Origin of the sequence: Planococcus halotolerans (assembly GCF_003289955.1) — a bacterium.
Lineage (GTDB): Bacteria > Bacillota > Bacilli > Bacillales_A > Planococcaceae > Planococcus > Planococcus halotolerans.
Genome location: NZ_QLZR01000002.1, coordinates 376,684 through 402,801, shown reverse-complemented (window position 1 = coordinate 402,801; position 26,118 = coordinate 376,684). Strand labels below are relative to the sequence as shown.

At 37.6% G+C, this 26,118-nt stretch carries 31 protein-coding genes and 3 pseudogenes; 22 read left to right on the top strand and 12 right to left on the bottom strand.

Annotation, left to right across the window (positions count from 1 at the left end):
• Positions 1–3: 3 nt before the first annotated feature.
• From DP120_RS06695 to DP120_RS06675, 5 genes and pseudogenes are all read right to left on the bottom strand, one after another.
• Entirely contained in the window at positions 4–594 is a 591-nt protein-coding gene (locus DP120_RS06695; RefSeq protein WP_112222872.1) for an ArsR/SmtB family transcription factor, read from the bottom strand.
• Positions 595–872: 278 nt separating this feature from the next.
• Positions 873–1,661 carry a class I SAM-dependent methyltransferase gene (locus DP120_RS06690; protein WP_112222871.1) on the bottom strand — a complete coding sequence of 263 codons (789 nt, stop codon included), beginning with the start codon at positions 1,659–1,661 and terminating at the stop codon, positions 873–875.
• A 110-nt stretch (positions 1,662–1,771) separates the two neighbouring features.
• Entirely contained in the window at positions 1,772–2,548 is a 777-nt protein-coding gene (locus tag DP120_RS06685; RefSeq protein ID WP_240611981.1) for a class I SAM-dependent DNA methyltransferase, read from the bottom strand.
• Between the two features lie 97 nt (positions 2,549–2,645).
• Positions 2,646–3,263: pseudogene (locus DP120_RS06680) on the bottom strand (NUDIX hydrolase).
• Complete coding sequence (locus tag DP120_RS06675) at positions 3,253–3,900, bottom strand: HAD family hydrolase (protein WP_338066465.1); 648 nt, start codon at positions 3,898–3,900, stop codon at positions 3,253–3,255. The pseudogene DP120_RS06680 and the gene DP120_RS06675 overlap by 11 nt, the downstream one beginning before the upstream one ends.
• 263 nt (positions 3,901–4,163) lie before the next feature.
• Here DP120_RS06675 and DP120_RS06670 point away from each other — a divergent pair, with 263 nt between their 5' ends.
• The 8 genes and pseudogenes from DP120_RS06670 to DP120_RS06635 all read left to right on the top strand — a co-directional run.
• On the top strand, positions 4,164–4,547 hold the full coding sequence (locus DP120_RS06670) for a GntR family transcriptional regulator (protein WP_112222870.1): 384 nt from the start codon (positions 4,164–4,166) through the stop codon (positions 4,545–4,547).
• Entirely contained in the window at positions 4,544–5,230 is a 687-nt protein-coding gene (locus tag DP120_RS06665) for an ATP-binding cassette domain-containing protein (protein WP_112222869.1), read from the top strand. Before DP120_RS06670 ends, DP120_RS06665 begins: the two co-directional genes overlap by 4 nt.
• On the top strand, positions 5,230–6,063 hold the full coding sequence (locus tag DP120_RS06660) for a hypothetical protein (protein ID WP_112222868.1): 834 nt from the start codon (positions 5,230–5,232) through the stop codon (positions 6,061–6,063). Before DP120_RS06665 ends, DP120_RS06660 begins: the two co-directional genes overlap by 1 nt.
• A gap of 12 nt (positions 6,064–6,075) precedes the next feature.
• The gene (locus tag DP120_RS06655) at positions 6,076–7,305 is read left to right on the top strand and encodes a hypothetical protein (protein ID WP_112222867.1); all 1,230 of its coding nucleotides are present in this window, start codon (positions 6,076–6,078) and stop codon (positions 7,303–7,305) included.
• 103 nt (positions 7,306–7,408) lie between these two features.
• Complete coding sequence (locus tag DP120_RS06650) at positions 7,409–7,651, top strand: sigma-70 family RNA polymerase sigma factor (protein WP_112222866.1); 243 nt, start codon at positions 7,409–7,411, stop codon at positions 7,649–7,651.
• Positions 7,652–7,817: 166 nt separating this feature from the next.
• The gene (locus DP120_RS06645; RefSeq protein WP_112222865.1) at positions 7,818–8,654 is read left to right on the top strand and encodes an alpha/beta hydrolase; all 837 of its coding nucleotides are present in this window, start codon (positions 7,818–7,820) and stop codon (positions 8,652–8,654) included.
• 97 nt (positions 8,655–8,751) lie between these two features.
• Entirely contained in the window at positions 8,752–9,213 is a 462-nt protein-coding gene (locus DP120_RS06640; RefSeq protein ID WP_112222864.1) for a hypothetical protein, read from the top strand.
• A gap of 276 nt (positions 9,214–9,489) precedes the next feature.
• Positions 9,490–10,164 (top strand): annotated as a pseudogene (locus DP120_RS06635) (HAD family hydrolase); the annotation flags it as partial.
• 345 nt (positions 10,165–10,509) lie between these two features.
• Here DP120_RS06635 and DP120_RS06630 read toward each other — a convergent pair.
• Both DP120_RS06630 and DP120_RS06625 read right to left on the bottom strand, forming a co-directional pair.
• Positions 10,510–11,280: an endonuclease/exonuclease/phosphatase family protein gene (locus DP120_RS06630; RefSeq protein ID WP_112222863.1), complete on the bottom strand. Its 771-nt coding sequence runs from the start codon at positions 11,278–11,280 to the stop codon at positions 10,510–10,512.
• 96 nt (positions 11,281–11,376) lie between these two features.
• The gene (locus DP120_RS06625) at positions 11,377–11,859 is read right to left on the bottom strand and encodes a GNAT family N-acetyltransferase (protein ID WP_112222862.1); all 483 of its coding nucleotides are present in this window, start codon (positions 11,857–11,859) and stop codon (positions 11,377–11,379) included.
• Between the two features lie 238 nt (positions 11,860–12,097).
• Here DP120_RS06625 and DP120_RS06620 point away from each other — a divergent pair, with 238 nt between their 5' ends.
• The 5 genes and pseudogenes from DP120_RS06620 to DP120_RS06600 all read left to right on the top strand — a co-directional run bounded on the left by DP120_RS06620 (position 12,098) and on the right by DP120_RS06600 (position 15,240).
• Entirely contained in the window at positions 12,098–12,763 is a 666-nt protein-coding gene (locus DP120_RS06620) for a carbon-nitrogen hydrolase family protein (RefSeq protein WP_240611980.1), read from the top strand.
• Positions 12,764–12,841: 78 nt separating this feature from the next.
• Positions 12,842–13,420, top strand: coding sequence for a GNAT family N-acetyltransferase (locus tag DP120_RS06615; protein WP_420812426.1), 579 nt, complete (start codon positions 12,842–12,844; stop codon positions 13,418–13,420).
• A 280-nt stretch (positions 13,421–13,700) separates the two neighbouring features.
• Positions 13,701–14,042: an ASCH domain-containing protein gene (locus DP120_RS06610; protein ID WP_165843733.1), complete on the top strand. Its 342-nt coding sequence runs from the start codon at positions 13,701–13,703 to the stop codon at positions 14,040–14,042.
• Between the two features lie 65 nt (positions 14,043–14,107).
• Positions 14,108–14,533, top strand: coding sequence for a FosM family fosfomycin resistance protein (gene fosM / locus DP120_RS06605; RefSeq protein WP_205854513.1), 426 nt, complete (start codon positions 14,108–14,110; stop codon positions 14,531–14,533).
• Positions 14,534–14,662: 129 nt separating this feature from the next.
• Positions 14,663–15,240: pseudogene (locus tag DP120_RS06600) on the top strand (histidine phosphatase family protein).
• An 8-nt stretch (positions 15,241–15,248) separates the two neighbouring features.
• Here the strand turns inward: DP120_RS06600 and DP120_RS06595 are convergent.
• The 3 genes from DP120_RS06595 to DP120_RS06585 form a co-directional block, all read right to left on the bottom strand.
• Positions 15,249–15,665 carry a Spx/MgsR family RNA polymerase-binding regulatory protein gene (locus DP120_RS06595; RefSeq protein WP_112222859.1) on the bottom strand — a complete coding sequence of 139 codons (417 nt, stop codon included), beginning with the start codon at positions 15,663–15,665 and terminating at the stop codon, positions 15,249–15,251.
• A 15-nt stretch (positions 15,666–15,680) separates the two neighbouring features.
• Positions 15,681–16,319, bottom strand: a complete 639-nt coding sequence (locus DP120_RS06590) for a TetR/AcrR family transcriptional regulator (protein WP_112222858.1) — start codon at positions 16,317–16,319, stop codon at positions 15,681–15,683.
• 281 nt (positions 16,320–16,600) lie between these two features.
• Positions 16,601–16,861, bottom strand: a complete 261-nt coding sequence (locus tag DP120_RS06585; RefSeq protein ID WP_112222857.1) for a hypothetical protein — start codon at positions 16,859–16,861, stop codon at positions 16,601–16,603.
• Between the two features lie 264 nt (positions 16,862–17,125).
• Here DP120_RS06585 and DP120_RS06580 point away from each other — a divergent pair, with 264 nt between their 5' ends.
• From DP120_RS06580 to DP120_RS06555, 6 genes are all read left to right on the top strand, one after another.
• Complete coding sequence (locus tag DP120_RS06580; protein ID WP_112222856.1) at positions 17,126–17,713, top strand: GNAT family N-acetyltransferase; 588 nt, start codon at positions 17,126–17,128, stop codon at positions 17,711–17,713.
• 83 nt (positions 17,714–17,796) lie between these two features.
• Positions 17,797–18,231, top strand: coding sequence for an NUDIX hydrolase (locus tag DP120_RS06575; protein WP_112222855.1), 435 nt, complete (start codon positions 17,797–17,799; stop codon positions 18,229–18,231).
• Between the two features lie 124 nt (positions 18,232–18,355).
• Entirely contained in the window at positions 18,356–18,556 is a 201-nt protein-coding gene (locus tag DP120_RS06570; protein ID WP_112222854.1) for a hypothetical protein, read from the top strand.
• A gap of 59 nt (positions 18,557–18,615) precedes the next feature.
• The gene (locus DP120_RS06565) at positions 18,616–19,065 is read left to right on the top strand and encodes a hypothetical protein (RefSeq protein WP_112222853.1); all 450 of its coding nucleotides are present in this window, start codon (positions 18,616–18,618) and stop codon (positions 19,063–19,065) included.
• Between the two features lie 157 nt (positions 19,066–19,222).
• Positions 19,223–19,507, top strand: coding sequence for a hypothetical protein (locus DP120_RS06560; RefSeq protein WP_112222852.1), 285 nt, complete (start codon positions 19,223–19,225; stop codon positions 19,505–19,507).
• Between the two features lie 302 nt (positions 19,508–19,809).
• Positions 19,810–20,112 (top strand): TIGR04104 family putative zinc finger protein, encoded by a 303-nt coding sequence (locus DP120_RS06555; RefSeq protein WP_112222851.1) that lies wholly within the window; start codon positions 19,810–19,812, stop codon positions 20,110–20,112.
• An 84-nt stretch (positions 20,113–20,196) separates the two neighbouring features.
• Here DP120_RS06555 and DP120_RS06550 read toward each other — a convergent pair whose 3' ends face one another.
• Positions 20,197–22,185, bottom strand: a complete 1,989-nt coding sequence (locus DP120_RS06550; RefSeq protein WP_205854512.1) for a hypothetical protein — start codon at positions 22,183–22,185, stop codon at positions 20,197–20,199.
• Positions 22,186–22,227: 42 nt separating this feature from the next.
• The gene (locus DP120_RS06545; RefSeq protein ID WP_112222850.1) at positions 22,228–22,551 is read right to left on the bottom strand and encodes a hypothetical protein; all 324 of its coding nucleotides are present in this window, start codon (positions 22,549–22,551) and stop codon (positions 22,228–22,230) included.
• A gap of 471 nt (positions 22,552–23,022) precedes the next feature.
• Here DP120_RS06545 and DP120_RS06540 point away from each other — a divergent pair, with 471 nt between their 5' ends.
• The 3 genes from DP120_RS06540 (at position 23,023) to DP120_RS06530 (ending at position 26,032) form a co-directional block, all read left to right on the top strand.
• Positions 23,023–24,225, top strand: a complete 1,203-nt coding sequence (locus DP120_RS06540; protein ID WP_112222849.1) for an aminotransferase-like domain-containing protein — start codon at positions 23,023–23,025, stop codon at positions 24,223–24,225.
• A gap of 476 nt (positions 24,226–24,701) precedes the next feature.
• On the top strand, positions 24,702–25,595 hold the full coding sequence (locus DP120_RS06535) for a DMT family transporter (RefSeq protein WP_112222848.1): 894 nt from the start codon (positions 24,702–24,704) through the stop codon (positions 25,593–25,595).
• Positions 25,596–25,750: 155 nt separating this feature from the next.
• Positions 25,751–26,032 carry a hypothetical protein gene (locus DP120_RS06530; protein WP_112222847.1) on the top strand — a complete coding sequence of 94 codons (282 nt, stop codon included), beginning with the start codon at positions 25,751–25,753 and terminating at the stop codon, positions 26,030–26,032.
• Positions 26,033–26,118 lie beyond the last annotated feature (86 nt).

Here is a 26,118-nt window from a genome sequence, read left to right as displayed (position 1 = left end):
AGCCTACTTCTCCTTCTTGAACAGCAGCTCTTCGATCTGGAAGGCAGTAGTCATCAGGTAATAATGTTGTTTAGCAGATTCATCGTCCTCTTCTTTCAGCATATCCAAGAGTTCCCTGTATTTTCGGGTGAACTCTACGAACTTTTTCTCGCTTACAGTAAATTCGGTTTGAAGCGACAGGTTCTTCCATTCTTCTACATTAGAGGTGTGGAGTTCAAATGATTCATCAGGAGCCGTGAGCACTCGTGTTTTTGCTCGATCGATGACTTCCAGGTACGATTGGCGGGTGGCTTCTTTGGACTCGACATAGGTAAGCAGATGATCTGCCGGAATAAACCCTCTGGCGACGGCCTGATAGAATTTCAGGATATTTCCCCCTCGTTCTTCTTTTCGGACCAGCTGAATAATGCCGTACTTCTCTAACTCCCTTAGATGATAGAGGACTTTGGCTCGCGAAAGATTGAGTTCCTGGGCAAGCATCTGCCCGGTATGAGGTTGTTCCACCAGGTGAATCAGCATTTTAGTGCGCAGCGGATCACTGATGACTTTCAATTGTTCGTACGTTTCGAGAATGAAGATTGATTGTTGATTCATTAGTAAAACTCCTTTCTTAACCGGTTAACTTTTATTAACCTGATTATATACATAGCTGCTTTCAAAGTGCAACTTTTCTGACAGTAGAAATTGGAACTCCAGAATATTTTATATAAAAGTATTCTTACGTGGAATCATTAGAATAGAGGAAGCTCATAAGTGAACTTCCTCTATTTGTAGCAGGGAAATGTATGTTAGGAATGACTTCTTTTATGCATTATCACAGTTAATTCTAAGTTAACTTAAACATGAGTCAGATTATGGCTTTTTTTCTGTATTTATTTGGCTTCAAAAAGACCGGCAGACTTCGTAATGGCGATAAAACCCTTATTGTCTTTCTTTTTTTGTTCAAGATGCATCTTGAATTCTTCTAATGTCTTGCCTGTAAGCTGATTTTTCAAGTCGGTATGAGTGGAAAGCAGGTAGTCGACAATCGGCTGAACCGTTGGAACTTTTAATCCATCCGAAAATAGTTTTAATTCGACCGTTGAGAAATAAGAAGCCAGTTGCTCAGCTCCATTTTCCAGGCCGAACTTTTTGGCGTGGAATGCAGCAGAAGAATAAACGAGATTCGAATCGAACTCGCTGACCAATTCGCCAAATTCTTTAAGGTGGGTTTTTCCAATAGTAGCAGCGTACAGTTTGCCGCCTGGTTTTAATACCCTTCGTATTTCTTGTAGAGCCTGGCTTCTATCCGGAACATGATAGAGCATATAATGAGCTATAACTATGTCAAAACTATCGTCTGGATAAGGGATGTTTTCGACGTTGATTTGTTTATATTGAAAGTGGGGCAAACTTTTTAATTTCTTTTCTGCGTCGGCAATCATACCGGAAGAAAAATCAGAAAGGGTGACCTGCCAATGTGGGGGGATACGGGTTTCATTTTTTGCCCAAAACGTTCCATCGCCACAACCCAACTCCAATATCGTGCTCTCTTTTTCAATTTCATACTGGTCAAAAAGCCATAAAAACCAATCGTTCTTATTTGTACTGTAGTAATCATGAATCTTGATGCGTGCGCCTAAGTTGGTAGCGTCCTGATACTGATCGATTAACTTTTCCAAAGCTTTGCCCCTTTCATTTTAAGGAAAAGACAAAAGGCTGAATTTGGAGCCCTTTGTCTTTAAAACATTCTATGCGAATGATGACAGGAGAGAAGAACTCTTTTCTGTCATCAGTTTTTTATACAGACAAAAATCATTTCGCTGCTGGAAGTTTTTAAAGGTTCTTTTTTCCATGAACTATAAGTCTTAAGTATCGAAAAACCATTTTGTGTAAGTAACCTCACCATTTCAAGAGGAAATACATAGCGAAGTGAAATACTGTCTTGCTCTATTGATCCCTTTCCAGGTCCATCGAGTATTTCTCGTGATGAAGTACAATGCAAAATTTGAGTTAGCGGATGATAAGTTTCTTTAGTTTTTTCACGAATTTTTCTGTTGCGTTGGTCTTGGTATATCCGTGTGGATTCATCCACTTCCGCGAGTTCATTTAAAATAGGGAATCTCGTGTTGAAAATAAAAACGCCATTTACTTCCAGGTGATTATGAACTGATTGTAATAATTGATTTTGTGATTCATTCGTCAGAAAGTGCTGAAATGAATTACCAGTCATATACATTAAGGAAACAAGTACATTGAGTGATAGTTTTGTACAATCTTGTAAAATCCATTCCACGGATAGAGAATCATTCATAGTTTTTCCTCTGGCGTGGTTCAGCATTCCTTCATGAAGATCCACGCCGATTAGTTTGTAGCCTTTCTGAGCTAAAGGAATAGTTGCTCTTCCAGTTCCACATCCTAAATCGACCACTGTGCCTTTTTGTTTATTAGCCCACTCAGCAAGGAATGGCACATCGTTTAAATAATTTTGATATTCTAAATCATATTGTTCGGGATCATTATATTTCTCGAAGTTACTTTTAAAAATATCTATTTTAAGTAGGTTCAATATTCTTCCGCCTTTTCTTTATTTATCTTAAATCTTACTATGTATACTTTCAAATAAGCTCAAAACATTTGGTGAGTTCTGATTTTCATTGATTTCCTCAATCAAATACGGTTTCCTTTGTCGGGTTTCGTTCAAATTCAAAAAGCAGACTAAGCTGTGAATCGATATTTCGATTCAATGATAATTCCGGCAATCCATTTTCCGGAAAGAATTCAACTGCCTTTGTCTCTATGCCGGTTTTAGCTGCACCACCTACAATTTCACATTGAATGAAAAGCTTATAATAGTGAAATGGCTGGGGCGGATGCGGGTGCTTATTCATGTCGAGCAGGGCAAGTACTTTTGTTGGAACAACAACATAGCCGGATTCTTCTTGGATTTCTTTGGCGATATTTTCACCAGGAGATAGGCCGATGTCACAAAACCCTCCGGGCAAGGATCATTTATTATCGCTATTTTCACAAACCATCAAGATTTTCCCTCTCTGGAATACCGCCCCTCGCACATCCATTTTAGGCGTCTGGTAACCTTTTTCATTTGCAAATAATTCTTTGATTTTTTGCATTTCAGCGCCTGTATGTTCTTCCATGATTTCCACACTGATTTTCCGCAATTCTTCAAAACGTTCCAGATCAAAAGCATCTTTGGAAAACGTCAGTCCGGATTGGGAAAGTGATTGAATTCGCTTGGCCCAGTCTAACCATTTAAGACTCATGTTTAACCTCTGTCTGCAATGCCACCATGAATTCGGAAACTGTTTTATACGAAATATTTGGAGCAGCTGCAAACGCTAAGGTTTGATAGTCAGGCAGCCAGTGCACACCGACTGTAAATACACCCGCTTGGATTCCGGCTTGTATATCGGCATCGCTGTCTCCGACGAACATGGCTTCCTGAGGGCTAGCCTCCAATAAAGCTAAAGCTTTAAACACACCTTCTGGATCAGGTTTCGGATGGTTGACATCACCCCCAATTATGATGGCATCGAAGAAATGCTCCATTTGAAGGACTTTTAATGAGATATCCAGGCTTCTTCTGGCTTTTCCGGTGACAATTCCCAGTTTGAGTCCTTGCTCTTTTAAGTACAGCAGCAACTCATGAATTTCGTGGTTGTGCCCGACTAATTGGGTATGTTGTTCCAGGTATTTCGCATAATACAGTTCAATGGCTTCTTCTGTATCGGCATGCAGCAGGTTCTTCCGGATGATTCCGGTTTCCGATGGGCCAAACATGGAGCGGATTTCTGTGGAAGAAAGTTCGCGCTGGTCGAATTCCCTGAAAACATGTTGGAAAGCATAGTCGCAGACCGGCAATGTTTTTTCCAATGTGCCATCAAAATCAAAAATAATCATTTTTATTGTAACCACCAACCTTCAAGTATTGATAATCAAAGATAAAGTAGAGACTTATTTCCACTATATTGAATTATCTGCTTTTATTTATACTATATGTATCCTCCTGATTTTTCCAGTGGATATTATTTCTTACAACTTTTAGAAAAATATTGAATATTGAATTGACAATTTTTGTGTATTAACCATATAATACATTATATAGTGTATGAACTACTTAATACATACACATTTACATCAAAAGATGTATAGGAGTTGTTTCGATGGATAGGAATAATAATCGTGATCCGGTATATTTACAGATCATCCGCTACTTTAAAGAGAAAATTGCAATCGGTGAATTGCAGCCGGGAGAAGAAGTACCATCCAGACGCGAGTTGGCTCACAGGATGAAAGTGAATCCAAACACAGTACAACGGGCTTATAAAGAAATGGAGCAGCAAGGGTTGATTTATACAGAACGCAATCATCCCAGCAAAATTACTACAGATATAAATGCGTTAGGCAAAGTGAGAGATGAGTTGATCGTTGAAGCTGTCGATAATTTTGTTTTATCTGTTCGTTCCATTAATGTGCCTGTTGAGGAATTGCTTGAATTAGTCAGGGCAAAGTATATAGTTCAGGACGATGAGGAGGTAAAAGCATGATTGAAGTGATTGAGGTTGAAAAGAGTTATGGGCGAAAAAAAATATTGAAAGGAATTTCTTTTACAGCGAAAAAAGGGGAAATCACTTGTTTAATTGGTATGAATGGAGTCGGAAAGACAACGGTTTTAAATGCCATTATGGCCCTAACGCCTATCAATAAAGGAAAGATTTTAATAGATGGGTCACCATTGGATAAAACGGGACTCGAAAAAATAACCTTTATTCCTGACACCATTACAATGCTTCCCAAAATGACAATAGCAGAAGCTATGGAGTTTATGAATGATTTTTATACATACTGGAACCAGGAACGTGCCAATGAGTTATTAGGTTTTTTTAGATTGAATAGGAAGGACCGAATCTCAAGTTTGTCTAAAGGAAATGCTGCAAAGGTTAATCTAATGCTTGGTTTGGCACTTGATGTGGATTATGTATTAATGGACGAACCCTTTTCAGGCATCGATATGTTCAGTAGAGAAGAGATAACAAATGTTTTCACGAGTCATTTGATTGAAAATCGCGCTGTTATCATTACAACCCACGAGGTGGGGGATATTGAACATTTAATCGACAAGGTTGTCCTGCTGGATGATGGATTGGTCACAAAGGAATTCAGCGCGGAAGAAGCTCGTGAAAACGAAGGGAAGTCTGTCATTGATGTGATGAGAGAGGTGTACCAATAATGAAAAATTATTTGAAGCTCGTTAATTTTGAATTTAACCGTATTGCAAAACTGTTTGCAGTTTTACTGGGAATAACATTCGTTATGCAGATGATCGGAGTAATTGTGAAATCCAGGCAGTATCTAAATATAGTAAACGAGAATATTTTTGAAGCAATGATGTCCAAAACCCAGTTTCTGGAACAAGTCGGTCAACTAAGTTTTATAGACATAGCTAGAAGTATATGGTTTACTGCGCCAATCGCAATCTGCGCTGCTGGAATCGGATTCTATATTTTCCTTATTTGGTACAGGGATTGGATTGGGAAAAACACTTTTGCTTATCGGCTGTTAATGCTTCCAACAAGCAGGTTGAATATCTTTTATGCCAAGATCACTACAATCTTAATGATGATAATTGGTCTGGTCGCTTTTCAACTTATCTTAATTCCAATCGAAATGTCCATTATGAAAGCAATGGTGCCAGATGAATTCCGAAACGATTTGAATGTAAAAGAATTAGTGGTCAGTTTGCCTCAACTAAACCTCATGATTGGCAGCAGCATCGGTGAATTTTTCTTGTATTATGGTTCTGGATTTTTGGTTGTTTCCATTCTGTTCACATCGATTATTTTAGAAAGATCTTTTGGGTGGAAAGGTATTGTGGCAGGCGTTTCCTATAGTGCCCTCGCAATAGCGGTATGGTTATTGCCACTGTTTTTACATGAGTTTGTTTTAAACGGCTTTTTCTATCCAATGGAGTTATTAATCCTTGAAATCATTATGGGTTTGATCGTTCTCACAGCATCAATTTGGTTCAGCAGATTCTTATTAATGAAAAAGATTACGGTATAAGGAGTGAATATAATGAAGAAATACTGGAAATCAATTGCGGTCATCATCGGTATCATTCTTAGCATCGGAACTTTCTATGTAAATTCTGCTATATCAGCAGAACACTATCCGGTGTTAACTGTTCAAACAGTAAATGGAGATGTAGAAGAAATGGAATCATTGATTATTGAGGGAGCTTATAGAAATCTTTCATCTATGAATTACTTGGGAACGGACTTAAAAATAACAGCACAAGGATCTTCATATAATAGTCCGTCTTTGTTAGATCGGGTGACAGGATATTATCCAACTGTAATTAAGGAATTAAAAGAAGCAAATCGCTCCTTCATGAGAGGGAAGAGTTTAGCGGCAAACCAATATTTTGAAGACAATCAGTTTCTTGCTTATGCAAATATTGATCAAAAAATAAGTTCGCTTGGATCGAGCAAGTTCAACTTTGAAATATCAGTGTTAAACAAAGCAGATGATGAAGTGAATTCATTCACACTGAAAGTGCCAGTGGAAGATGGGTTGGATCATGTTTTCCTTGAAGATGTGCAATTAGTAAAGGATAAAATCTATCTCATTACTCAAAATATGACGATAAAAAATGATGACTTTAATGATGAAAAGCGTGTCTATGAGATTGATAGAATTAGTCAAAAATTAACCAACCAAGAAGCTCTATTAAAGTTTACTCAGTGGAAAGAAAGTTTACATACCCATATACAGTTAGTGGAAGGCAGCCCAACAGCGGCGACTGAACATATTATTATGGTAAAAACAGAAGATACAGTGATGGAGGATACAGAATCCACTAGAGTAACAGACTCAAAGCAGGAAATCATATCTTATAATCTGGCATCAAAAGTAACTGAAACAATAAATATACCAGGACTGAATTTAGAGGAAAACCAACTTAGCTTCGTTAAAGGCTCAACGATTTATTTTACAAGAGTTGAAGAGCAAGAACTGATAGTAACTCCTTATCAGTTAGGAGCAAATCAAGTTGAACAGGATTATAGAATCCAACTTCGTTCAACAATAGATAATGAACATATCGAGTCTCCAATAATAAGCGTTGAAGAAGATAAACTTTATGTAGTCAGCCGTCAAATCGATTCGAATTTTAACGGGGACGTTGCAGTTGTAGACATAAAAACGGGAGAGCCGCTCTTTGAAGGTCAAATTACATTGGGAAATTCATCTGAAGAACACGGGGATTTCGAAATATATATGCATGAAATATCTGTAAAGCAATGATGCGTTGGATATTGTTCGGGTAGCGGCGTGCAGTGTCAGCAGAAATCCTAATCAGTAAAAAGAACATATTTGTCTAAAACGAAAAGGCAGGTGCAGCTTGAATATGAATAAGGATAATTTACAAACAAGCAGCACTCTGTCTATTGAAGAGGAGTTGCTGACGAAGGAAAAGCGGTATAAGCTCTTAAGACTGATGAGTGAATTAGGCGTATTAGACCGCGATGTTTTGGTGATGAAGTTCATTCAGGGGAATACGAATGAAGAGATAGCCATAAAAACAGGAATGGTACAAGGAACAGTTGAGGATCGAGTATATCAAGCTTTAAGGAAATTGAGTCTAACATAATAACAATAAGAAGGAGAAAAGAAGTGGGAAATTCAGCTTCTTTTCTTCCTTTTGGTTTGTAAAATATAATTTAGTAAACTCCTTAAGTTAATTAAGAGTCCATCGGAATTACTTCTTTCATTAAAATTAGTGAATGGTAAAATAAGTATATAAAAGATAGAAGGAGATTCTTATAATAGAAGAACTTATTACATATGAAAGTGGGTTACAAGTCGGCATTCGCTCATGGGGAAGCGAAAACACAACAACGCTTCTATTTTTGCACGGGCTTGGCAGTTCAGCAGCCAGTTTTGCTGAAATTGCGACTTTATTAAGTGAAAGATACAGAATCTTAGCGGTTGATTTGCCAGGTCACGGTGAATCAACATTTACACAAGGGGAAAAGTTCTTCTCGGTAGAGTCTTTAGCCATGTGGGTTTTGTCAGTATTGGCGAAATGCAATACAAAGGATATCCATGTTGTTGGCCACTCTATCGGCGGAAATATAGGGTTGGCTATCGCCAAGATGCAACCCATAAAATCATTGATACTCTTGGATGGCGGTTACATTCGATCATGCAGCATTCCGGGTAATTCACTTGAAAAAGAAGTGCAAATGGCAGAACAGCATTGTGAAAGCTATGTTTTTGATTCGTGGAAACAATTCGAAACTGAATTAATTGATGGAGGATTGTCTCAGTCGTTAGTGGAGTTAGCAAAATTGAGCATGAAAGACGAAAACAATCAAGTTAAGTTGAAAATGGCAAGCGACATTGCTGGGAATTATGTGAGACAACATTTTTATGAGCCCAGTGATGCAACTTTAACAGATGTCAATGCGCCGGTTTTGTTGCTGAGAAGTACTTTACCTAAAGAGTTTAATGCACTTCGTGAAAAGGAAGCCGCTAGATTAAGTCATTTTGTAAGTTTAACCGTTGAAAAAGTGGAAGACACCACACATGATATTTATTGGGGACGTCCGGATGTTGTGGCTAGTCAAATCATTCAGTGGATTGAAAAGTAGAGCATGCAACTTTTAATTTCAGCTACGTTGTTTTAATTTCTTAGGAAATTAGTTTTTATGCAGAATTTAACCAGATAATTAGGGAAGTGGGTAGATCATGAATTGGAATAAGCTTAATGATCAGATAGACATTGAAAATTTCATGGAACTTTTCGGCGGATTTCATGACAGTTGCCTAAAAGAACTTTATATGTGGAACGAGAATTCAGTCGACGAAAACTTCTCTATGAGTATGTCAATCCATTTGGATACCTGTGTCCGTGTCTTATTTCAGAGGCAGGCCCCTGAACATTCAGCCATTGAGTTGCTCTTTAAAGGCATTACCCAGTTTCATATAATTCCTCGTGCGGAAGGCCAAGATTCCATCATTTATGGATCGAAGCTCATGTTCAAAGAAGGACTATTCTATTGGGCAGAGGATGAAGAGTGGCAGATCGATCAACCGTTTCTTCGCCCAAGAAGCTGGATTTCCGCTAAAGAGCTTTTCTGGCGTGATGTCAGTTCGTGGATGGGGCAAGAACAACGATATGGAGTACTTGAAGAGAAAGACAGTCAGTAAATATTCATAGTCGCGTATGTAACTTATTGTTAATTAAATTACATTCAAAAGTTTGAAACTACTAAGATATTAGGGGAAAGTAATTATCTGCATTTTTCACGGAAATAAGTTACATTCTAATTGCTGTTCCCTTGCTGTTATAAGTGGATTTCTGTGGTGGATCAGTTATATATCACCAATACTCGTAAAGGTTTTAACTTTCATTCCAAAGAATAAAAATTGTCTTAAGAAATTAGTATTGCATCAATATACTTGAAATCTAAGGAGGAAATTATGGAAGCATTCATTTTTGATATGGACGGCACACTTTTTCAAACCGATAGGATTTTAAAATTAGCACTTGATGATACATTTGATCGGTTAAGAAATTTGCATCTCTGGGATACCGTTACTCCGATTGAAAAATACCGAGAAATTATGGGCATTCCGTTACCGGAAGTCTGGCAGCAGTTGCTTCCTAATCATTCACTTGAAGTACGTGATGACGCAAATGACTACTTCCACGAACGATTAATCCACAACATCGAAAGTGGAAATGGAGCATTATATCCGAATGTGGAGGAAGTATTCCTGCACCTGAAAAAGGAGGGGCATAACATCTATATTGCAAGCAATGGCTTAACGGATTATCTGTCTGCAATAGTGGCATTCTATGGGCTGGATCGATGGGTTACAGAAACCTTCAGTATTCAGCAGATTTCCACATTGGATAAAGGGGAGTTGATTGGAACGATCATTCGAAAGTATGATATCAAGAATGGAGCGGTCATCGGCGACCGGTTATCCGATATCAATGCAGCAAAAATGAATAAGCTAACGGCTGTTGGCTGTAGATTCGATTTCGCTCAGGAAGAGGAATTGTCTCAAGCAGATTTTGTGATTGAAAATTTATTTGAAATAATTCCTTTATCACCCAAATTGAGTAGTAACCAATTTAAAGGGACGATCTGAAAAAAATCACAGAATGATAGATTGCACGTCTGTTTTTAGCAGGAAGTTTAAATATTAGCTGGTTATCTTGTTATCGGTAGTGCTGGTTTCTCTTATAGCAAAACAAAAGAGGAGAAGAGAGCATTTACACCAATCTTCTTTTTTTGTTTATAAGAGTATACTTTTACGAAATCTTTATTTAGAAAAGGTGTTACTCGAAATTCTATCTTCTTATTAGTAAGTCATGGAAATGAGAACTTCACTTTTCATAAATCGATATTTACTGAATCCAAAAAAGCCTTCCGCATCATTTTTAATTTTTTCCTCTGTCATATTCGTTCATCTATACATTTGGAGGTCCACAAATTAAGTAATATCGATAACAACACCATAGTGGTCACTAGGCAGTATACGTGCTTTTGTTACTGGCGAATTTCCAAACACTTCTAGACTATTTAAGGATGGCAGATTTAAACTTTCACGTTTTTTCATTAAAACCCAATCATATCTCAACTGTGTTTTTAAATTAGTATTATCTTTCAAATGGGGATTATTATCATAATCCAATGTAGCTTGAGCTTTAATCTTATTTTTCTTCTCATTAAGAATTGCTGTATCCAACCACATACTATTTCTTAGATATCTATGTATGTTCGAGTCAGGTTTATCATTAAAATCCCCACAAAGAATTTCATATGGTCTGGCATTTTCGGCAATCCAAGTGTTTACAGAGATGACTTGCTCTTCTCTTATTTCAGGTGATTTCCAATTCAAATGGACATTAGTGATCCCATAATCATAATTGTTGTATGTAAAAGCAACTCTAATAGCACAGTAATTTGATTCCCTTGTCTCTTTGTACCAAATTGCATCTATATCAGAAACGGGAATTTTACTTAGAAAAGCCAGACCTTCATTCGGTGAATCCGGATATTCTTTAAAAATACAGAATGGGTATCCTGTGTTAGCGGCTATAAAGTGTGCAACACTTAAACTTCCTTCTTCGTCAAAAAAAGACCTTACTTCCTGTAAAGCAATAATATCAGGATTCACTTTTTTTATTTCCTCGCAGATAGCCATTAACCTATCTGTCCACCTAGTTTGCTTATTCCATATATTAAATGTTGCTATTCTCATTATTTTCCCTCACCTTATTAAAGAAAATTACTTGTACAATTTAATTTAAATAATGTAAAAATATCTCCTCCTAATTTAAAAAGTTAAAACATATTATTAATCTTCGAGATCTGAATTCATAATCCACTGTTCACCAATCGGTCCCATTTTCCTTTTTCCTGTATCTCGGAAACCGGTTTTTAAATATAGCTGTTGAGCGGCTGTATTTTTATGGTTAACAGCCAATACAACTTCATTACAGTTTGGAAATTCGTCTCGAACGAATTTACTTACTAATAACATCGCTTTTTTTGCATAACCATTTCCTTGTTCCTTTTGGTTAATTGATAACGACGTCAGCAGCATGGCTTTGGGATTGTTCGAATAGTCTTTTACTCTGTCTGTTGAATTCAAAAGAAAGAATCCTACTGGCTCCTTATCACGGAGTATCACAATCCGATGTTGTCCTTCTATTACTTCTATAAAATTGGTCGGTAAAGCAGTGAATTGTATTTGGTCTTTAGAAAGTACAAAAGTATTTAATATGTCCATATATTTATCCGAAAAATGTTCTAATTTAAGGTCGATGCTTTGCTTCATTTAGTATCCCTCCTACTCTTAAGCTACGGTAGATCTAATTGTTTGTAAACTCTGTGTAATTTTAAATTAGTTTGAATCTATATATAAACAAAGCGTCTAAACAATAATGAGTTTTGTAATTTTTTTTAATCGAACATAAATGAATTTTAAAGTAATTAAAGCCCGAATTAAAAATGGCTCTCAACAAATATATAGTATACTTGTGAATATTCAGTTTTTAAACTAAGGAAATTAAAGGATGGGTTATAAAGTGAAAGTTTTAATCGCGCAACCCAAGCGGGAAAGTACATTGGAATCATTGAAAAAGGTAATCAGTATACGGCCGAATGTGGATATTATCCTATTCCCTGAAGGGTACTTTTCATCCGATAAAATTGAAAGTGTTTCCCAATTAGCTAAGGACTTAAATGTATATATTGTTTGTGGATACAAGGACCAAGAAAGTAAGGACAGAGCAATTATTATTAATCCGTTTGGCAAAGTCATATTAGAAAGAGCAAAAACTCCGGAAGGTGAAAGTTTATACGTTCCGTCAAAGGTAGAAGATGGGGGACGGAAATTCGGATTTGTGCTATGCAGAGAAATTTTTCAAGGGATAAATGGAATGGGACAAGAACAAGTCGATATTATTTTTAATCCTATTGGAGTAGGAATGTTTAGTGAAGAGCAGTTCACTCAGTGGACTGGCGAAGCAAGAAAGTTAGCCGTCGAACAACAAACCATAGTAGTTGGTGTTAGCCATGCTGACGGTTCCTACAGAGATTGTGGATTTTCAATACCGATTGCATACTGTTTCGACAAGAATGGAAAAGACCTATTGATATTAAAAAATGACACAAGAAGCATTATCATTGATACGGAATCCCATTCTGCAGAATTCGTAAAATACGCCCCTGTTTTCTGAAATAGTCTGATGTGCAAAATCTAAGTTTGAGCCTAATAAGGCCAGAATTTTTAGCGATGAAAGTTAAGGTTTTAAGGAGTGGGAGAATTGATAACCTATGCAGGAACATTAGAAATAGAAACCGATCGTTTAATTTTGAGGAAAATGGATCATGAAGATACACAAAGTATCTTTGACCACTGGCTTTCAGATGAACGTGTTTCTGATAATAGAGTCAGTGCAGCTCATAAATCTATGTCAGAAACTGCTGAGAGAGTAGTAAGGATTATCAAAGGATATTATAAAAATGATTTCTGTTATTGGGGAATTGAATTGAAAAGCACTAAGGAATTAATAGGCGAAATCGATTTATATGACTTTGACAATTCCACAGGAAATTGTGAAGTGAGTTATTCCTTAGGGTATCGCTGGTGGAACCAAGGATACGGTACTGAGGCTTTGAGAGCGGTAGTGGATTTTGGTTTTAGCCACATGAATGTTCATAAAATTTCTGCAGCCCATAATACCGATAATCCTGCTTCAGGAAGAATCATGAGCAAAGTTGGAATGCAGCAAGAAGGCATCATTAGGGACAAAATACGGAATTCAAAGAATCAATATAAGGACTGTGCGGTTTGGGGGATTCTCCAAGAAGATTATCAAAAGAATAACTTATAATTTTAGCGATATTCAAAGTTTTGATATAGAGATTAATTTACATATCATAAGATTATGGGCAGTTTCTAATATTTTATAAAATTTTAAAACCAGCAACCTCTATACTAAGGTTACTGGTTTTACTTTAGGAAAACTTCCTCAATCCTTTTATGGATTATTGGGAATTAATGTTAATTTCTATATAGTGAGTGTTGAAGGTAATAATTCCTTCATCAGTTAGAGTCGTGTGCATTTGATGCTATTACTATATGCAAAATAATAATAACATTGGAGGATGGATATGGAATATGTGATGGGGCTTTATGAAGGACCTTTTAACTCAATTAAATCGGGAAGAAAAACGGTAGAAGTGCGGTTATATGATCAAAAGAGAAGAAATTTAAGAAATGGAGATACCGTTGAGTTTACAAAGTTGCCTGAGCAAAACGAAAAAGTTCGTGTAGAGATACAGGCATTAAAAAGGTATTCCTCGTTCAGGGAAATGTATGAAGATATTCCAGCTGAACAATTTGATGCTGTGGGTAGAGAGATTGAAGAAAGAGTGGAAACCATACATAAGATTTATTCTTCAGATTTAGAAAAAAAATGGGGTACTTTGGCGATTGTAATGAGGCTGGTCTAATTGATTTTAGATGTAACTTAAGTGCAGTTAAGTTACATTCAGCAATGACAAAATACGAGGTGAAGATGTTGTCGTTCAAAGGTATTAATCATTTTTTGTTTTCTGTTTCAGACTTAGAGAAATCTATTAAGTTTTATCAGGAAGTATTTGATGCGAAGTTGTTAGTAAAAGGAAAAAATACTGCTTATTTCGATTTAGGAGGGCTTTGGGTTGCTCTTAATTTAGAAAAAGATATTCCACGCCATGAAATCACTCTTTCCTACACACACGTAGCTTTCTCAATCGAAGAGGAAATGTTTGATGAGATACATGAGAAACTCGAGAGTTTACATGTGAACATACTTTCAGGACGGCCAAGAGATAAAAAAGATAAAAAATCCATTTATTTTACTGATCCAGATGGTCATAAATTTGAATTCCATACAGGAGAGCTGCATGACCGGTTGAATTACTATAAAAAAGATAAAAAACATATGGAATTCTTTGAGTGAGAGAAGTTTCCTTTGTAAGTAAACAACTACCGGTAGTCATTTACTTAGATTTGAATGTAAAATAATAGAATTAAGCTACATTCAGATTCAATAAAAAAAGAGAGAGATTATTTTTAGGGAGGTAGAAAAGTGGAGTTAATTTTTATTCGCCACGCGCAAGGCGAACATACATTAAATTTACCGGAAAGTCTTCATTTGACTAATCCTTCGTTGAGCATCCAAGGGAGGATACAGGCGCAAAAGTTAAGGTCTACTCTTCCATTGACTTCTGAAGACGTTTTAATTGTCAGTCCGACTTTAAGAACCCTGCAAACTGCTTCAATTTGGAGCGATACCGTGGATTGCGATAAATTGGTGCATCCTTTGGTATCTCCCCGTATTTTTCCTCCCCGACTAGCTGCTAAGACATTATCATGTGATGAATTGCTTGATCTAGAAAGACTTCAAATTGAATTCCCAACCTTTGTTCCTGAGCCAAATCTTGCTTCTTCTTTGTGGTCAACAGGCATCAATCTCTTAGCTGAAATTGATTTAACCTGCTGGCTGAAGAGTTCATTGATTTTTGCTGGAGCCTGCAACGCGATAGAATTTATATTGTCACACATGATGGAACCATAACATCTTATCGACAAAAGATTTCAGGCCAGCAGCTTACGAGAGAAGATTTTTTGCAAGAGACTGGGTGGGTTCAATTGGTGATAGAGTGATTTACATATCATGAGTTATCGGTTTCTGGCTGTTTGGGATTAAGAAGTTCTTTCAAACGTTCCAACCGCAGCCAACGCGGAAGAAATTGCCGCATTTCATCATCGTTATAGCCAACCTGAAGTTTTGTACCATCATGGATGATCGGCAAATGAAGTACTTTGGGATTGTTTATGATGATTTCATAGAGTTGTGGCAACGATAGACTATTGAGATCAATCTTTAGCTTTTTGACGATATTCGTTTTTTTAGAAATGATTTCCTCGGTTCCTTCATTTGTCAGCGACAGGATTTCTTGGATTTCTTCTATAGTGATAAGGGTGGTCGAAAGGTTTTTTTCTTCAAATGGAATTCCATAATCAGTTAACCACTGTATCGCTTTCCTGCATGAATTATTACTGCTGATGGTAAATAGCTTCGCTTTCATTTTTTCACATCCCTTTCATTCTATCTCGCCAGTACGCATTTTCTGAACCGCTTCTGGAGGAAATAACAGTCGGCAAAAAGCTTTCGCAAATTGCTGGTAATCCACTTCTTTCCCTTGGCTGATCCGATCCCTCAATTTTTCAAGCAGTGATTCCAAACACCAAATCAATGTTTCTCTGTCAAGATCAGGCCAAAGTAATTCCTTTTCATCCAAGAATGTTAAATGGGAAAGGAATTTTTCCCGGATTTTAGATTTAGCTTCGTTCATTACCTCTGCTAATTCGGCATCTTTCATTAATAATTCGGGCATTAGTTTTTGCAGATGTTCTTTATTTATTTTGTGAAAATGTAATGCTAATCGTCCTGCGAGCACTTTTTCAGGATCACCGCTTTTCCATTCCAGTTCCAAAGGCATCAAGGTATCCATTTGCTCCTCTATCAATGACATCAGCAATTGGCGTTTGTCTGAAAAATACCGATAAAATGTTCCTGTTGAAACCTGCGCATGCGCAGCAATTTCTTTTGCAGTGGTTTGTTCAAATCCCTGAAGGATGAATAACTCACGGCCACTTTGAATCAAAGCCTCTTTCTTGAGTTTTGAACGCATTTGTTTTGGAGAGCTTGGGTAGATACCCACTAAGTTATCATGGGACATTTTCTCACCTCATGATTAAAGATAGCATAAAATAATAAAAAACATGAACTATGGTTCATGTTTTTGGTTGAATTTTTTAAAGAGCAGTCACATAACTGACAAATAGTGGCAAGGTCAGATGGAATTGAATGGAAGTCTACTTTATGAAGTTTGCAGATAATTCTTTAATTTAATGGTTGAAATTAGAACTTGGGTATATTGATTAAAAGGAGGACGCTAAAATGAAAATCTCTCCTAATTCTTTTGAGAAAGTAATTTTATGAATTCTGCGGTTGTATGAACTAGTCGATTTGGGGAGATTCTTTAAATTTTTTGATTAAGGCATCGATGGCCAATCCATAAAGCAGCGCTAAAAGAAAATGGAGGATCATGAGAAAGATGACCGAGTTCATATCTTCTGGCAAGAAGGATTGAATATAGCCGAATAAAGGATCTATCACTGTAAAAACAAGCGATTTCGCCGGCTGTGCAACCAGTTCAAACAATATCAGCAAAAAACTGAAAAACGGCAGCCAAAAAGCGAATTTTGAAAATAGCTTCATGCTCTTCCTCCTCCAATAACTCATTTATGGATTAATACTTGGAAATTTTTAAAGCAGAGGACATCTGAGAAGCACTTAATTATAGCATTAGAAGATGTGGGCAAAAGAAGAATTTCCTTAAGAAAAACCATTTGTATGAGAGGAGTCATAATAGTACAAAACCAAGTAAAGATGAAGAAAGTTGTCAGAAAAAGCTATTTTCTATTGGAATTTATTGTTAATATTAAAGGAAGAATATTATAAACCTATCAAGGGGATGTTTTATTGATTTTAAAGACAGAGACATTCGATTTAACAGGAGAAACAGAGAGAGTAGTTATCAGGCTATTAAAGAAACAGGATTATGCGGAATGGTTGAACGGATATACTGGACGCTTGGAAGCTCAGCATAAGCATGATCCAGGTAATTTGGACATGGAGGAATGTACGGAGGAATGGTTTAAAGAACTAGTACGTAAACACCAGGAATTAGCAAGAAATGATATTGCTCATGTGTTCGGTGTTTTCCGAAAAGGGGATGGAAAGCATATAGGGATGGTTGATTTTTCGACATTGGCCAGAAATGAATTTCAATGGGGGAGGATTGGATACACGATCCATAATCAGTTTTGGAACAGAGGCTACGGCAAAGAAGCGGTGAAAAAAGCGTTGTATATGGCTTTTGAAGGTCTAGGGTTTCACCGTATTGAAGCGCACATCAACTTGGATAATATTCCTTCAACGAAATTGGCAGAGAGTGCTGGAATGAAATTTGAGTGCAAGAGGGAAGGGTTCCTTTTTGAAGACGGGAAGTGGACCGATCACTTGGTTTATTATGCGACAGGAACTAACTTCAGGTTTTCTGATCTTTAAATTTTATAGAGGAATATTGCCAGTAAGTTTCTAGGAGTTTTTTAGAAATCTTATAGCAGGTATTTAAAATAGGAGGCGGACTTATGAAAACGTTTGGTGAACGTGATTTTAAATTGAATTATTGGAAGAGAACCGGAGCGTATGCTGTTATACAAAATGACCAACAGCAATTTTTATGTGTCAAAGATTTGGATGGTCTTTTATTTTTAGTGGGAGGTGGGGTTGATGAAGGTGAATCTCCTGAAAGTGCCTTACTAAGAGAGAGTATAGAAGAAACAGGCCATGAAATTCAAATCGTTAAGAGCATAGGCAATGCTGAAAGACATTGGGTTTCATCAAAATATCCGAATGATTCTCAGCATAATATCGGATTTTTATATGCAGCGGAACTTTTGGAGAAGGTTGCTGAACCAGTTGAAAAAGAAATAATGTGCTGGGTTGATTACAATGAGTTGGAAAAGAATCTTTTGCATGAGCATCATTTGTACTTAATAAAGCAGCATTTGAATATTTTATAAACAGTTGCCATAAAGTTTTATACATACAAGGTTCAAAAGAAGATTGCTATAAAAAATATTCGGAAATTAATACTTAGAAAAGTTTGAGTGATTATAGAAATACAGAGGGAGTTAGGGGGATTACATGTTAATCGGTTTATTGCAAAACATCGCTATTTTCTATTATTGGACATGGTTTATATGGCCATTTGTTTTTATTTTTTCATTAGTTTATGCAATCACTTCATTAGTGAAAGATGATGCAGCATCAATGAAACCGATCCTGATTGCTTCTGTTTCATTGTTAATAATTGTGGCCGGAATCACTGGACCTGCATTGGAATAAATCTTTTAGTACATTCTGTTGCAAGAATCAGGTCCATCACATTATGAAGGAGAAGTCCGATGCTTACATACAATATGCATTTCGAGATAACAACCTATAGTGATTCAGTTAGTGGTATGCATTACGCTGAAGACTATTCGTTTTGGAATCCGCTAATCGAATATTTTCTGAGTGGAATGGATGCTTTCGAAATCCACTGCTGGGAAGACGAACAGGCTGTAGTTGATGAAATTATCAATGAACTAAGTAGCGCTGAATGCAGAAAAGAAGGAAAGGTTATAATCGTGAAAGGAGAGCTGACTGACAAAGCGAAGAACTTTCTCCTTGCCAATCCGTTAAATGATGCTGGACAATTAAAATGGTTTTCGGTCTTTCTCCACCGCAACGGGAATATTTTGTTTTCCTCTGAGCATTATGGAACCGAGTTTACGGGGAGCGGCTTAAACGTCGAACAAAAAGAATTTGTTATAAGAACACTTCCGGAAGATATCAGTGTTTTGGAATGGTAGTTGAAAAAAGGTCCATGTATATCGAAAATTTCGTTCTAGATTTTCCTTATCTATTACTTTTACTTAGGCAATTAACAAATACAAATTCAACTTATATCCTAAATCATGTAACTTCTTGTCAACAAGCCTGTCTAATGAAAGTAAAGGGGGAAGCACAATGAATAAATTTCTCAAACTAATAATTTTTGCTGTATTGATTTTAGCCATATTAATTATTGAGCCCTTTCGAATGGAACCGCCCACTCCAGAAGTAACAGTGAATGGGAAAGAGATTCCGACTACGCAAGGTTCGTATTGCTGGCATGGAATCATAATCTCTCAATGTGTCGATTTCATTCATACGACTCCTTTAGACATGGCAAAAGAACATAATCCTACTTTAGTTTCTCGACAAGAGAAAATCGGAATTGATTTTCACAAGGAACCTCTTTCTGGAACATAGGAAATAGAGCAATGGATTGATGAAAACAATATTAAAGAAATCGAACTTTTAAATGATTCCATTTCAACGCCGCAAGAAAAAGGCACCTATGTTTATCTTATAAGGGCACTTTGGAAAGAAGGGGACGGCAATTATGCTTTCTCGGTAGTTGTTGAATGATTACAGTTACTGCTATTATCAGTGCTTAGAAATTCTATGCTTTATAGAATACAATCAGCCTTATTCTGTTGGTTTTCGAATTGAAGAAGGTTACAATTATAAATAATGATTGATTATTCTGTCTAATTTCAGGAGGTGGAGGAATGCCGCATTGTCCAAACTGTAACCAGAAATGGAATTTGAAAAAAACACTTAAAGCCCATGGGGAGCATAATCTAGGGAATGCATGCCCGAACTGTAAGGAAGTTCAGTATGTCTCCAGAAAAACAAAACGGTTACAGGGTTTTATTACAATGGGGTATATAATCATTACATTTCTGGCATGGAGAGAATTTGAATTAGCTGCTGTTCCTTTCTTTACCGTCGCCATATTGACAATCGTGCTCGGAATATTCATTCTCATTTCTGCAACTGAGCTATCTCAAGAAGTGGAATCGGGTTGGTAACTAACAGAAGACAGGAAAAATTTTAGAAAACATAAATGAAGGAGGGGCAGCTGATCTTAGCTGTCCCTCCTTCAAACATAAAGACTATCCTAATTGATTCCTTTCCTTTAATCTGGCGAAATTTGGAGATTCCAAGTCAGTCGCCTGTTGAATGCTTTTAACTTCCTCATTTTTACTGACTGCAGGAACCTGCTTGTTCTCGGCCATTCCCTCGGCCATTGTGTTGAAGCAATATATCAGCAGCATGAAGACAAAAATTGGTGGGAGGATCATCCAGAATTGCTGTGTCAGAAACGCCTCTCTGGAAATAGCAATCATTCCGGATAACTCGTATATTTCCGGAATGAGTCGGGGAGAATCTACTTGAGCTTTTGCACCGCCAACGAAAATCGATAAAATACCCAAATGTATAAACATTTGAAGCACCTGCACGACATGCTGTGTCCAGTTCAGCACAAGCTTTGGCCACAGCTGTGGATTGATGTGCTTAATCAAAATCCATATCAGAGAACCTCCCATCAAGACTGAACTCTGCACATAATCTTTCTTCAGCGTTTCGTTCATTTCATTGCCGATCGAACTCATAGTAATCGGCAGCACAATTAATGCCATAATCAGTACTTGGATAGCGAGACGCTCGGTTAAAGTGGTGGTCCATTCACCATGGCCGATGAGTATCGGCACGAGCAGTACATAGACCAGCAGACTTAATGGCAGAAAATGCATTCCATCGGCAATTGACGTCACGGCTTTTCTGAATTTATTGTTCAAATAAAAGACATAGATGAAGCCGAATACATAACCTGCAACGACGCGGACCGTTGCAATAATGAGCGTAATAGCGATGGTATATTTGATGCCCACAAGCAATTGCTGAAAAATCGAATAACCATAAGGATCCGTACCGAATGGAAGTTCGGAAGAAGGAGGATGCGGTGCACCGCTTAGCATGCCGCCATCATCTGCATATAAGTACTGCGTTTGCCCAACCTGGTCATCGAAAAAGAGATAGTAGCCGACACTGATAGAAAAGAGTCCCAGAACAATTAAAAAAGGAATAGTGATTTTCAAGCGTTTACCGAAAAAAGATAGGAATCTTCGTATTGGATTCAAAACTTCTTTTCTCCTGAAAAGCCTGGAAATGAGAGAACGCAACTGAATAACATCCAATATGGATAAATTAAACTTACCGAATATAGCATTTCTTTCAGTTCCTTCTTTATTAATCAAAAGTTCAGCAAGACTATAAAATAGAAAAAACGGAGTAAAAACAGTCACGAGTATAAATGTGATTCCTATGGGTGAAAAATCGCTTCTTAGATAGTAAAGGATTCCGTTTATACCAAACAGGTGCTCAATGATGAGCAAAGAGGAGATGGTGAGCCATACAATGGACTTGGATTGAAAGAACAAGCTCTTTAAAACATTGGAGGTGCAATGTTTCAGTAATATCTCTGCGTTGCCTAGTCCCTTGGCTTTAGCCAGGTCAAAATATGGTCTTTTCCATTCAGCCTCAAACAGCAAAATAAAGAGCTTGAAAAACAATAGGGTTGGCAACACCGACAAGCAAAGGATCGGAGCCAAGTAGACCAACGCATCTCCTAAGCTGTAGAAATTTAGAACTAGTAAGCCGGTTACCGCGTAGAATTGGACAACCGCGATTTGAATCAGGAATATGTATGAAAAATCCGGGAACGACTCCAACACTTTTGTAGTTTGCAGAAGGAGTGGTTTTGCGTGTCCTTTCGACAGCATGGCCATGACGGCCAGGATAAATGACAGCAAAAGTGCAAGAAGAAGCGAAGCTATCAAAATTGGCATCGAATATAGATAAGGACCGGTAAAATAGTCGGAAAATGACACGTCAATTGTATCGAATGTGCCCGGGACGCGGTAATTGAGCTGCCAAGCTGCAGGATTCAACAATTCTTTCAGCACTTGCCAGCACGTCAGGAAAAAGAGCCGGAAGTCGAATAATTGACCAGGTGTAAAAAGAATAGGGGCACAGCTGATCAACAGGATTCCGAGTAAACCAAGCAAGTACTTTAAAGGCAGAAGCAAGAGATTTTTCAAGAAGAGCCCTCCTTTCGGTGAATGGTTTTTAAACAGCTGTGATTATCCGATGAAATATTCCCTGTAAAAAAAGAGCGTCAAAATAAGTGCAAACAGAAAGTAAGCAAGAGAACCGAAAAAGATAAATGAAGTGCGTGCTGCTTTATTCATGAATGGCATTCGAATGCCGGTTTCGCCCCGCGTTTCCATATCTGACTGCCGCATATAAGGACTGGTTCCTCCTGTGAAACTATGAGCAAAACCAACGCAGACCACGCCTAATGGAATGGAGACATCGGCAAAATTCAAGTCGAACAGGATCGAGATCAATAAATTTAAAATGCCAAGCACCTGGAAAGTTAAAGTGAAAATAATTGCTTGCTTCATCTTATTTCCTCCTAAGGTAATAAATTTTTATTTCCGAAACAAAGAGGAGGCTATAGATGATGGCTGAAATTAGAAAAGCCTTCTTAAGTGTATACGATGGAGGATACTGATAGTTTCAACTATTTGGAAAATAGAAGGGCTGCTGATATTCTCATTAAATTCAAAACATAGATTAAGATTCTAGAGTGTAGCTCCCATTCCGTGAAAGAATATTATAAAAGCTGAAGTCGATTTAAAAATAAGATCGAACTAGTATCAAAACTTTATTCAGTAAGCACATATTGAATGTGAAAATAGTGTAATATGTTTTCTTAAGGAAATAGTAAGTAATTCTATTATCCGTTACAGAGTCCAAGGTCTAAGTTATTTATTAATGAGTTGCTGCACTGATTTGAGCAGTTTAGTAAATAACAATCGGACGGGACAATAATAAAGCCGGTTTTCAATCACTGTACATAGGAGGATCAGAAAATGATTCATAAATTCACTAAGAGAGCCAATATGATGAAACCCTCGGATATGCGAATCATCTTAACAGCTGCAGAACAACCAGATTTAATTTCTTTCGCTGGCGGTCTTCCTGCTCCTGAACTTTTCCCTATTGAGGCACTGAAGAAAGCAAGTGAAGCTGTTCTTACTGAAGACGGACCAGTTTCTCTTCAATACAGCCCGACTGAGGGGTATAGCCCTCTCCGCCGTAAAACTTTGGAGCGGATGGAGGCAATCGGAATACAGGCAAATTTAAATCAAGTTATGATTACGTCAGGTTCCCAGCAGGCGATTGATCTGACCGGACGCCTGCTTCTTGATGAGGGCGATACGGTCATATGTGAAAGCCCGACTTATTTAGCGGCGCTTAACGTTTTCAACATATGCAACGCTAATATCGTAGACGTCGAAATGGATGAAAACGGTATGCTCATGGAAGCGTTGGAACAACAGCTCCAAGAGAATCCTGATGCGAAATTTATCTATACTATTCCAGATTTCCAAAACCCGACAGGCCGTACACTTAGTTTGGAAAGAAGAAAAAGGATGCTTGAGCTTGCTCAACAATATGACGTACTTATTTTGGAAGATAACCCGTATGGCGCCATCCGCTTTTCCGGTACTCAAATTCCACCGATCAAGCATTTTGATACAGAAGGCCGCGTCATTTACATGAGCTCTTTTTCTAAAATATTCGCGCCTGGACTTCGGCTTGGCTGGATTTGTGCCGATGAATTGATAATCGAAAAATATATGGCATTCAAGGAATCTGCGGATATGCATTCTGATGGTTTCGCGCAAAGGATTACTTCGAAGTATATGGAACAAAATGATATTGACGCCCATATCGAAAAAATCAACGCCACTTATCATGATAGATGTCACGTAATGTATGAATGTGTAAATCAGTACTTTCCTGAAGCGGTTTCCTGTGTGAAACCGGAAGGCGGACTATTTGTTTGGGTAGAACTTCCGGATACTATAAATGCCAGGAAAATTTCAATATCCTGCCTTGAAAAAGGTGTGGCTGTGCTTCCCGGAGATGCCTTTTTCGCAACCGACTCACAAAGTAATGCGCTCCGCTTAAACTTTTCAAACGCTTCTGAAGACCGGATCATCGAAGGCATGAAGCGCATCGGCGAAGTACTTCATCAGGAAATAAGAACTGAAGCTGCGGTGAAGTAATCCGTTTAATGCTTTTGGTTTAAAGTTGTATAATATAAAAAAATGATAAAAAGTATTTTAGATTAAATAATCAATTCTAATTGATTTGAAGTCGTTAATTTTTCAACAGGGAATATATAGGAAGAGTAGTGCAGCCTGATTACCGCTACTCTTCCTTTTTCTGTGCAAGCAAGTTCTGCTGAGGCCTATGTAAAAGTCACAGTAGATTCTACTGATTCAATTAACTAAACGAATTCCCATTCGATTTTCAGCACTGCTTTTTGTAGTGTTAAAGAGGTTTATAAGATTTATACTATAATAAAATCCAGCATAAGTTTTGCCGTGAGGTATTTATTGAGCAGTTTTAATATACATAAATTGCAACTCTTTAAGGGTAGCCTGGAACACGATATACCAAGTACCTATAACAAAAATTGTTATCACCCAAAAAGCCGCAAAGCAGCTGCATTATATAAAGAAGAAAGGAGGACGCCCATTTGAAAAATAAATTAATTTTTGTATTTCTCATCGTAACAACGACAAGTTTAATGGGGTCTTCCTTTGCAGTAGGAAAAATTGGTTTGTCTTATTTTTCCCCTTTGCTGCTTGTTGGTCTGCGTTTTACTTTGGCTGGCATTTTAATGGCAGCTTTCATCTTATTGTTTAAAAGAACACATCCAAAGAGTTTAGCGGACTGGCTTCGGATGGCCACCATAGGGGCTGTACAGACAGCGGGAGTGATGGGAGCCATCTTCCTGAGTTTGCGTACAATTACTGCAGGTGAATCTGCAATTTTGACGTTTACAAACCCTTTGCTTGTGGTCATTTTCGGCACATTGCTGATGGGTATCCATTACCGGCTGGTTCAATGGGGAGGAGTTCTGATTGGCTTTGCAGGTGTTTTTATTACGATGGGAAGCCATTTGAATCTGGAGGCAGGAACTCTTTTAGGATTTATCAGTGCGATATCGTGGGCGATCGGCACATTGCTGATTAAGAAATGGGGCGTATTATTCGATACGTGGGTATTAACGGCTTATCAGATGCTATTCGGCGGTTTGATTTTGCTGGCAGGCAGTGCATTGCTGGAAGATCCTCTGCTGGTGATTAATGCGACATCAATATCCATCCTGTTATGGCTTTCGATTCCCGCATCCATCGTTCAATTTGCCATCTGGTTCTTCCTGCTGGAAAAAGAACACCCGGGAAAAGTCAGTGCATTTTTGTTTCTTGCCCCATTTTTCGGTGTAATATCAGGCTGGCTGTTGCTGGATGAACAAGTGGGGTGGTCATTGGCAATCGGAGGGGCGCTAATTTTCTCAGGCATTTTCCTGGTGAACTGGCCCGAAAAACCAGCAAAACAAGCACTGCCAGAAAAAGTTCTGCCCTAGAGGAAAGTGGGGAAGTTAGGGTATGACAACTTAAATGCAGAGAACTTAATTGCAGTAGCCTGACCAAGTAAACCTGAATAGTATGCAAGTTATTTAAGCTAAACTATTAGATGAAGATAATTGTAAGGGAACAGGTTAGGATAGGAGGCTCTTTTATGAAAAGAATTATACTGGGGATCGCAATTTTTGTTTTTATAACCGGATTATTCATGCTGCAAAATAATCTGGAAATTGCTATGAATGTGACCGGAATAATAGGGCTCTGCGGCATCTTAATCGGCGGTTTCTTAAAAACGGGTTTCATCAGCTCCTCTGCGCCAGTGCTGGGAAATTTAGCCGTTATAAAATTAGATAACACGATTAATGCATCGAACACTATATTACTGATCGCTTTACCTAGTTTTATCGGGTCCGTCTTGTTGTATTTTATAATTTAATGATATTAATAAATGATTAACTAGTGAACCGGAAACTCAGCAATTAAGTTTCTGGTTTTTTCTGAACTTAATATTATTTATATGGG

What these genes read in the sequence shown, in the direction of transcription:
- DP120_RS06625 (WP_112222862.1), bottom strand. Translation starts at nt 11,859, where the DNA reads ATGAAGCAAAGCATCGACCTTAAATTAGAACATTTTTCGGATAAATAT.
- DP120_RS06595 (WP_112222859.1), bottom strand. Translation starts at nt 15,665, where the DNA reads ATGAAAGCGAAGCTATTTACCATCAGCAGTAATAATTCATGCAGGAAA.
- DP120_RS06540 (WP_112222849.1), top strand. Translation starts at nt 23,023, where the DNA reads ATGATTCATAAATTCACTAAGAGAGCCAATATGATGAAACCCTCGGAT.
- DP120_RS06630 (WP_112222863.1), bottom strand. Translation starts at nt 11,280, where the DNA reads ATGAGAATAGCAACATTTAATATATGGAATAAGCAAACTAGGTGGACA.
- DP120_RS06570 (WP_112222854.1), top strand. Translation starts at nt 18,356, where the DNA reads ATGTTAATCGGTTTATTGCAAAACATCGCTATTTTCTATTATTGGACA.
- DP120_RS06665 (WP_112222869.1), top strand. Translation starts at nt 4,544, where the DNA reads ATGATTGAAGTGATTGAGGTTGAAAAGAGTTATGGGCGAAAAAAAATA.
- DP120_RS06575 (WP_112222855.1), top strand. Translation starts at nt 17,797, where the DNA reads ATGAAAACGTTTGGTGAACGTGATTTTAAATTGAATTATTGGAAGAGA.
- DP120_RS06530 (WP_112222847.1), top strand. Translation starts at nt 25,751, where the DNA reads ATGAAAAGAATTATACTGGGGATCGCAATTTTTGTTTTTATAACCGGA.
- DP120_RS06565 (WP_112222853.1), top strand. Translation starts at nt 18,616, where the DNA reads ATGCTTACATACAATATGCATTTCGAGATAACAACCTATAGTGATTCA.
- DP120_RS06695 (WP_112222872.1), bottom strand. Translation starts at nt 594, where the DNA reads ATGAATCAACAATCAATCTTCATTCTCGAAACGTACGAACAATTGAAA.
- DP120_RS06555 (WP_112222851.1), top strand. Translation starts at nt 19,810, where the DNA reads ATGCCGCATTGTCCAAACTGTAACCAGAAATGGAATTTGAAAAAAACA.
- DP120_RS06620 (WP_240611980.1), top strand. Translation starts at nt 12,098, where the DNA reads ATGGGTTATAAAGTGAAAGTTTTAATCGCGCAACCCAAGCGGGAAAGT.
- DP120_RS06560 (WP_112222852.1), top strand. Translation starts at nt 19,223, where the DNA reads ATGAATAAATTTCTCAAACTAATAATTTTTGCTGTATTGATTTTAGCC.
- DP120_RS06660 (WP_112222868.1), top strand. Translation starts at nt 5,230, where the DNA reads ATGAAAAATTATTTGAAGCTCGTTAATTTTGAATTTAACCGTATTGCA.
- DP120_RS06590 (WP_112222858.1), bottom strand. Translation starts at nt 16,319, where the DNA reads ATGTCCCATGATAACTTAGTGGGTATCTACCCAAGCTCTCCAAAACAA.
- DP120_RS06545 (WP_112222850.1), bottom strand. Translation starts at nt 22,551, where the DNA reads ATGAAGCAAGCAATTATTTTCACTTTAACTTTCCAGGTGCTTGGCATT.
- DP120_RS06670 (WP_112222870.1), top strand. Translation starts at nt 4,164, where the DNA reads ATGGATAGGAATAATAATCGTGATCCGGTATATTTACAGATCATCCGC.
- DP120_RS06675 (WP_338066465.1), bottom strand. Translation starts at nt 3,900, where the DNA reads ATGATTATTTTTGATTTTGATGGCACATTGGAAAAAACATTGCCGGTC.
- DP120_RS06585 (WP_112222857.1), bottom strand. Translation starts at nt 16,861, where the DNA reads ATGAAGCTATTTTCAAAATTCGCTTTTTGGCTGCCGTTTTTCAGTTTT.
- DP120_RS06640 (WP_112222864.1), top strand. Translation starts at nt 8,752, where the DNA reads ATGAATTGGAATAAGCTTAATGATCAGATAGACATTGAAAATTTCATG.
- DP120_RS06650 (WP_112222866.1), top strand. Translation starts at nt 7,409, where the DNA reads ATGAATAAGGATAATTTACAAACAAGCAGCACTCTGTCTATTGAAGAG.
- fosM (WP_205854513.1), top strand. Translation starts at nt 14,108, where the DNA reads ATGTTGTCGTTCAAAGGTATTAATCATTTTTTGTTTTCTGTTTCAGAC.
- DP120_RS06655 (WP_112222867.1), top strand. Translation starts at nt 6,076, where the DNA reads ATGAAGAAATACTGGAAATCAATTGCGGTCATCATCGGTATCATTCTT.
- DP120_RS06610 (WP_165843733.1), top strand. Translation starts at nt 13,701, where the DNA reads ATGGAATATGTGATGGGGCTTTATGAAGGACCTTTTAACTCAATTAAA.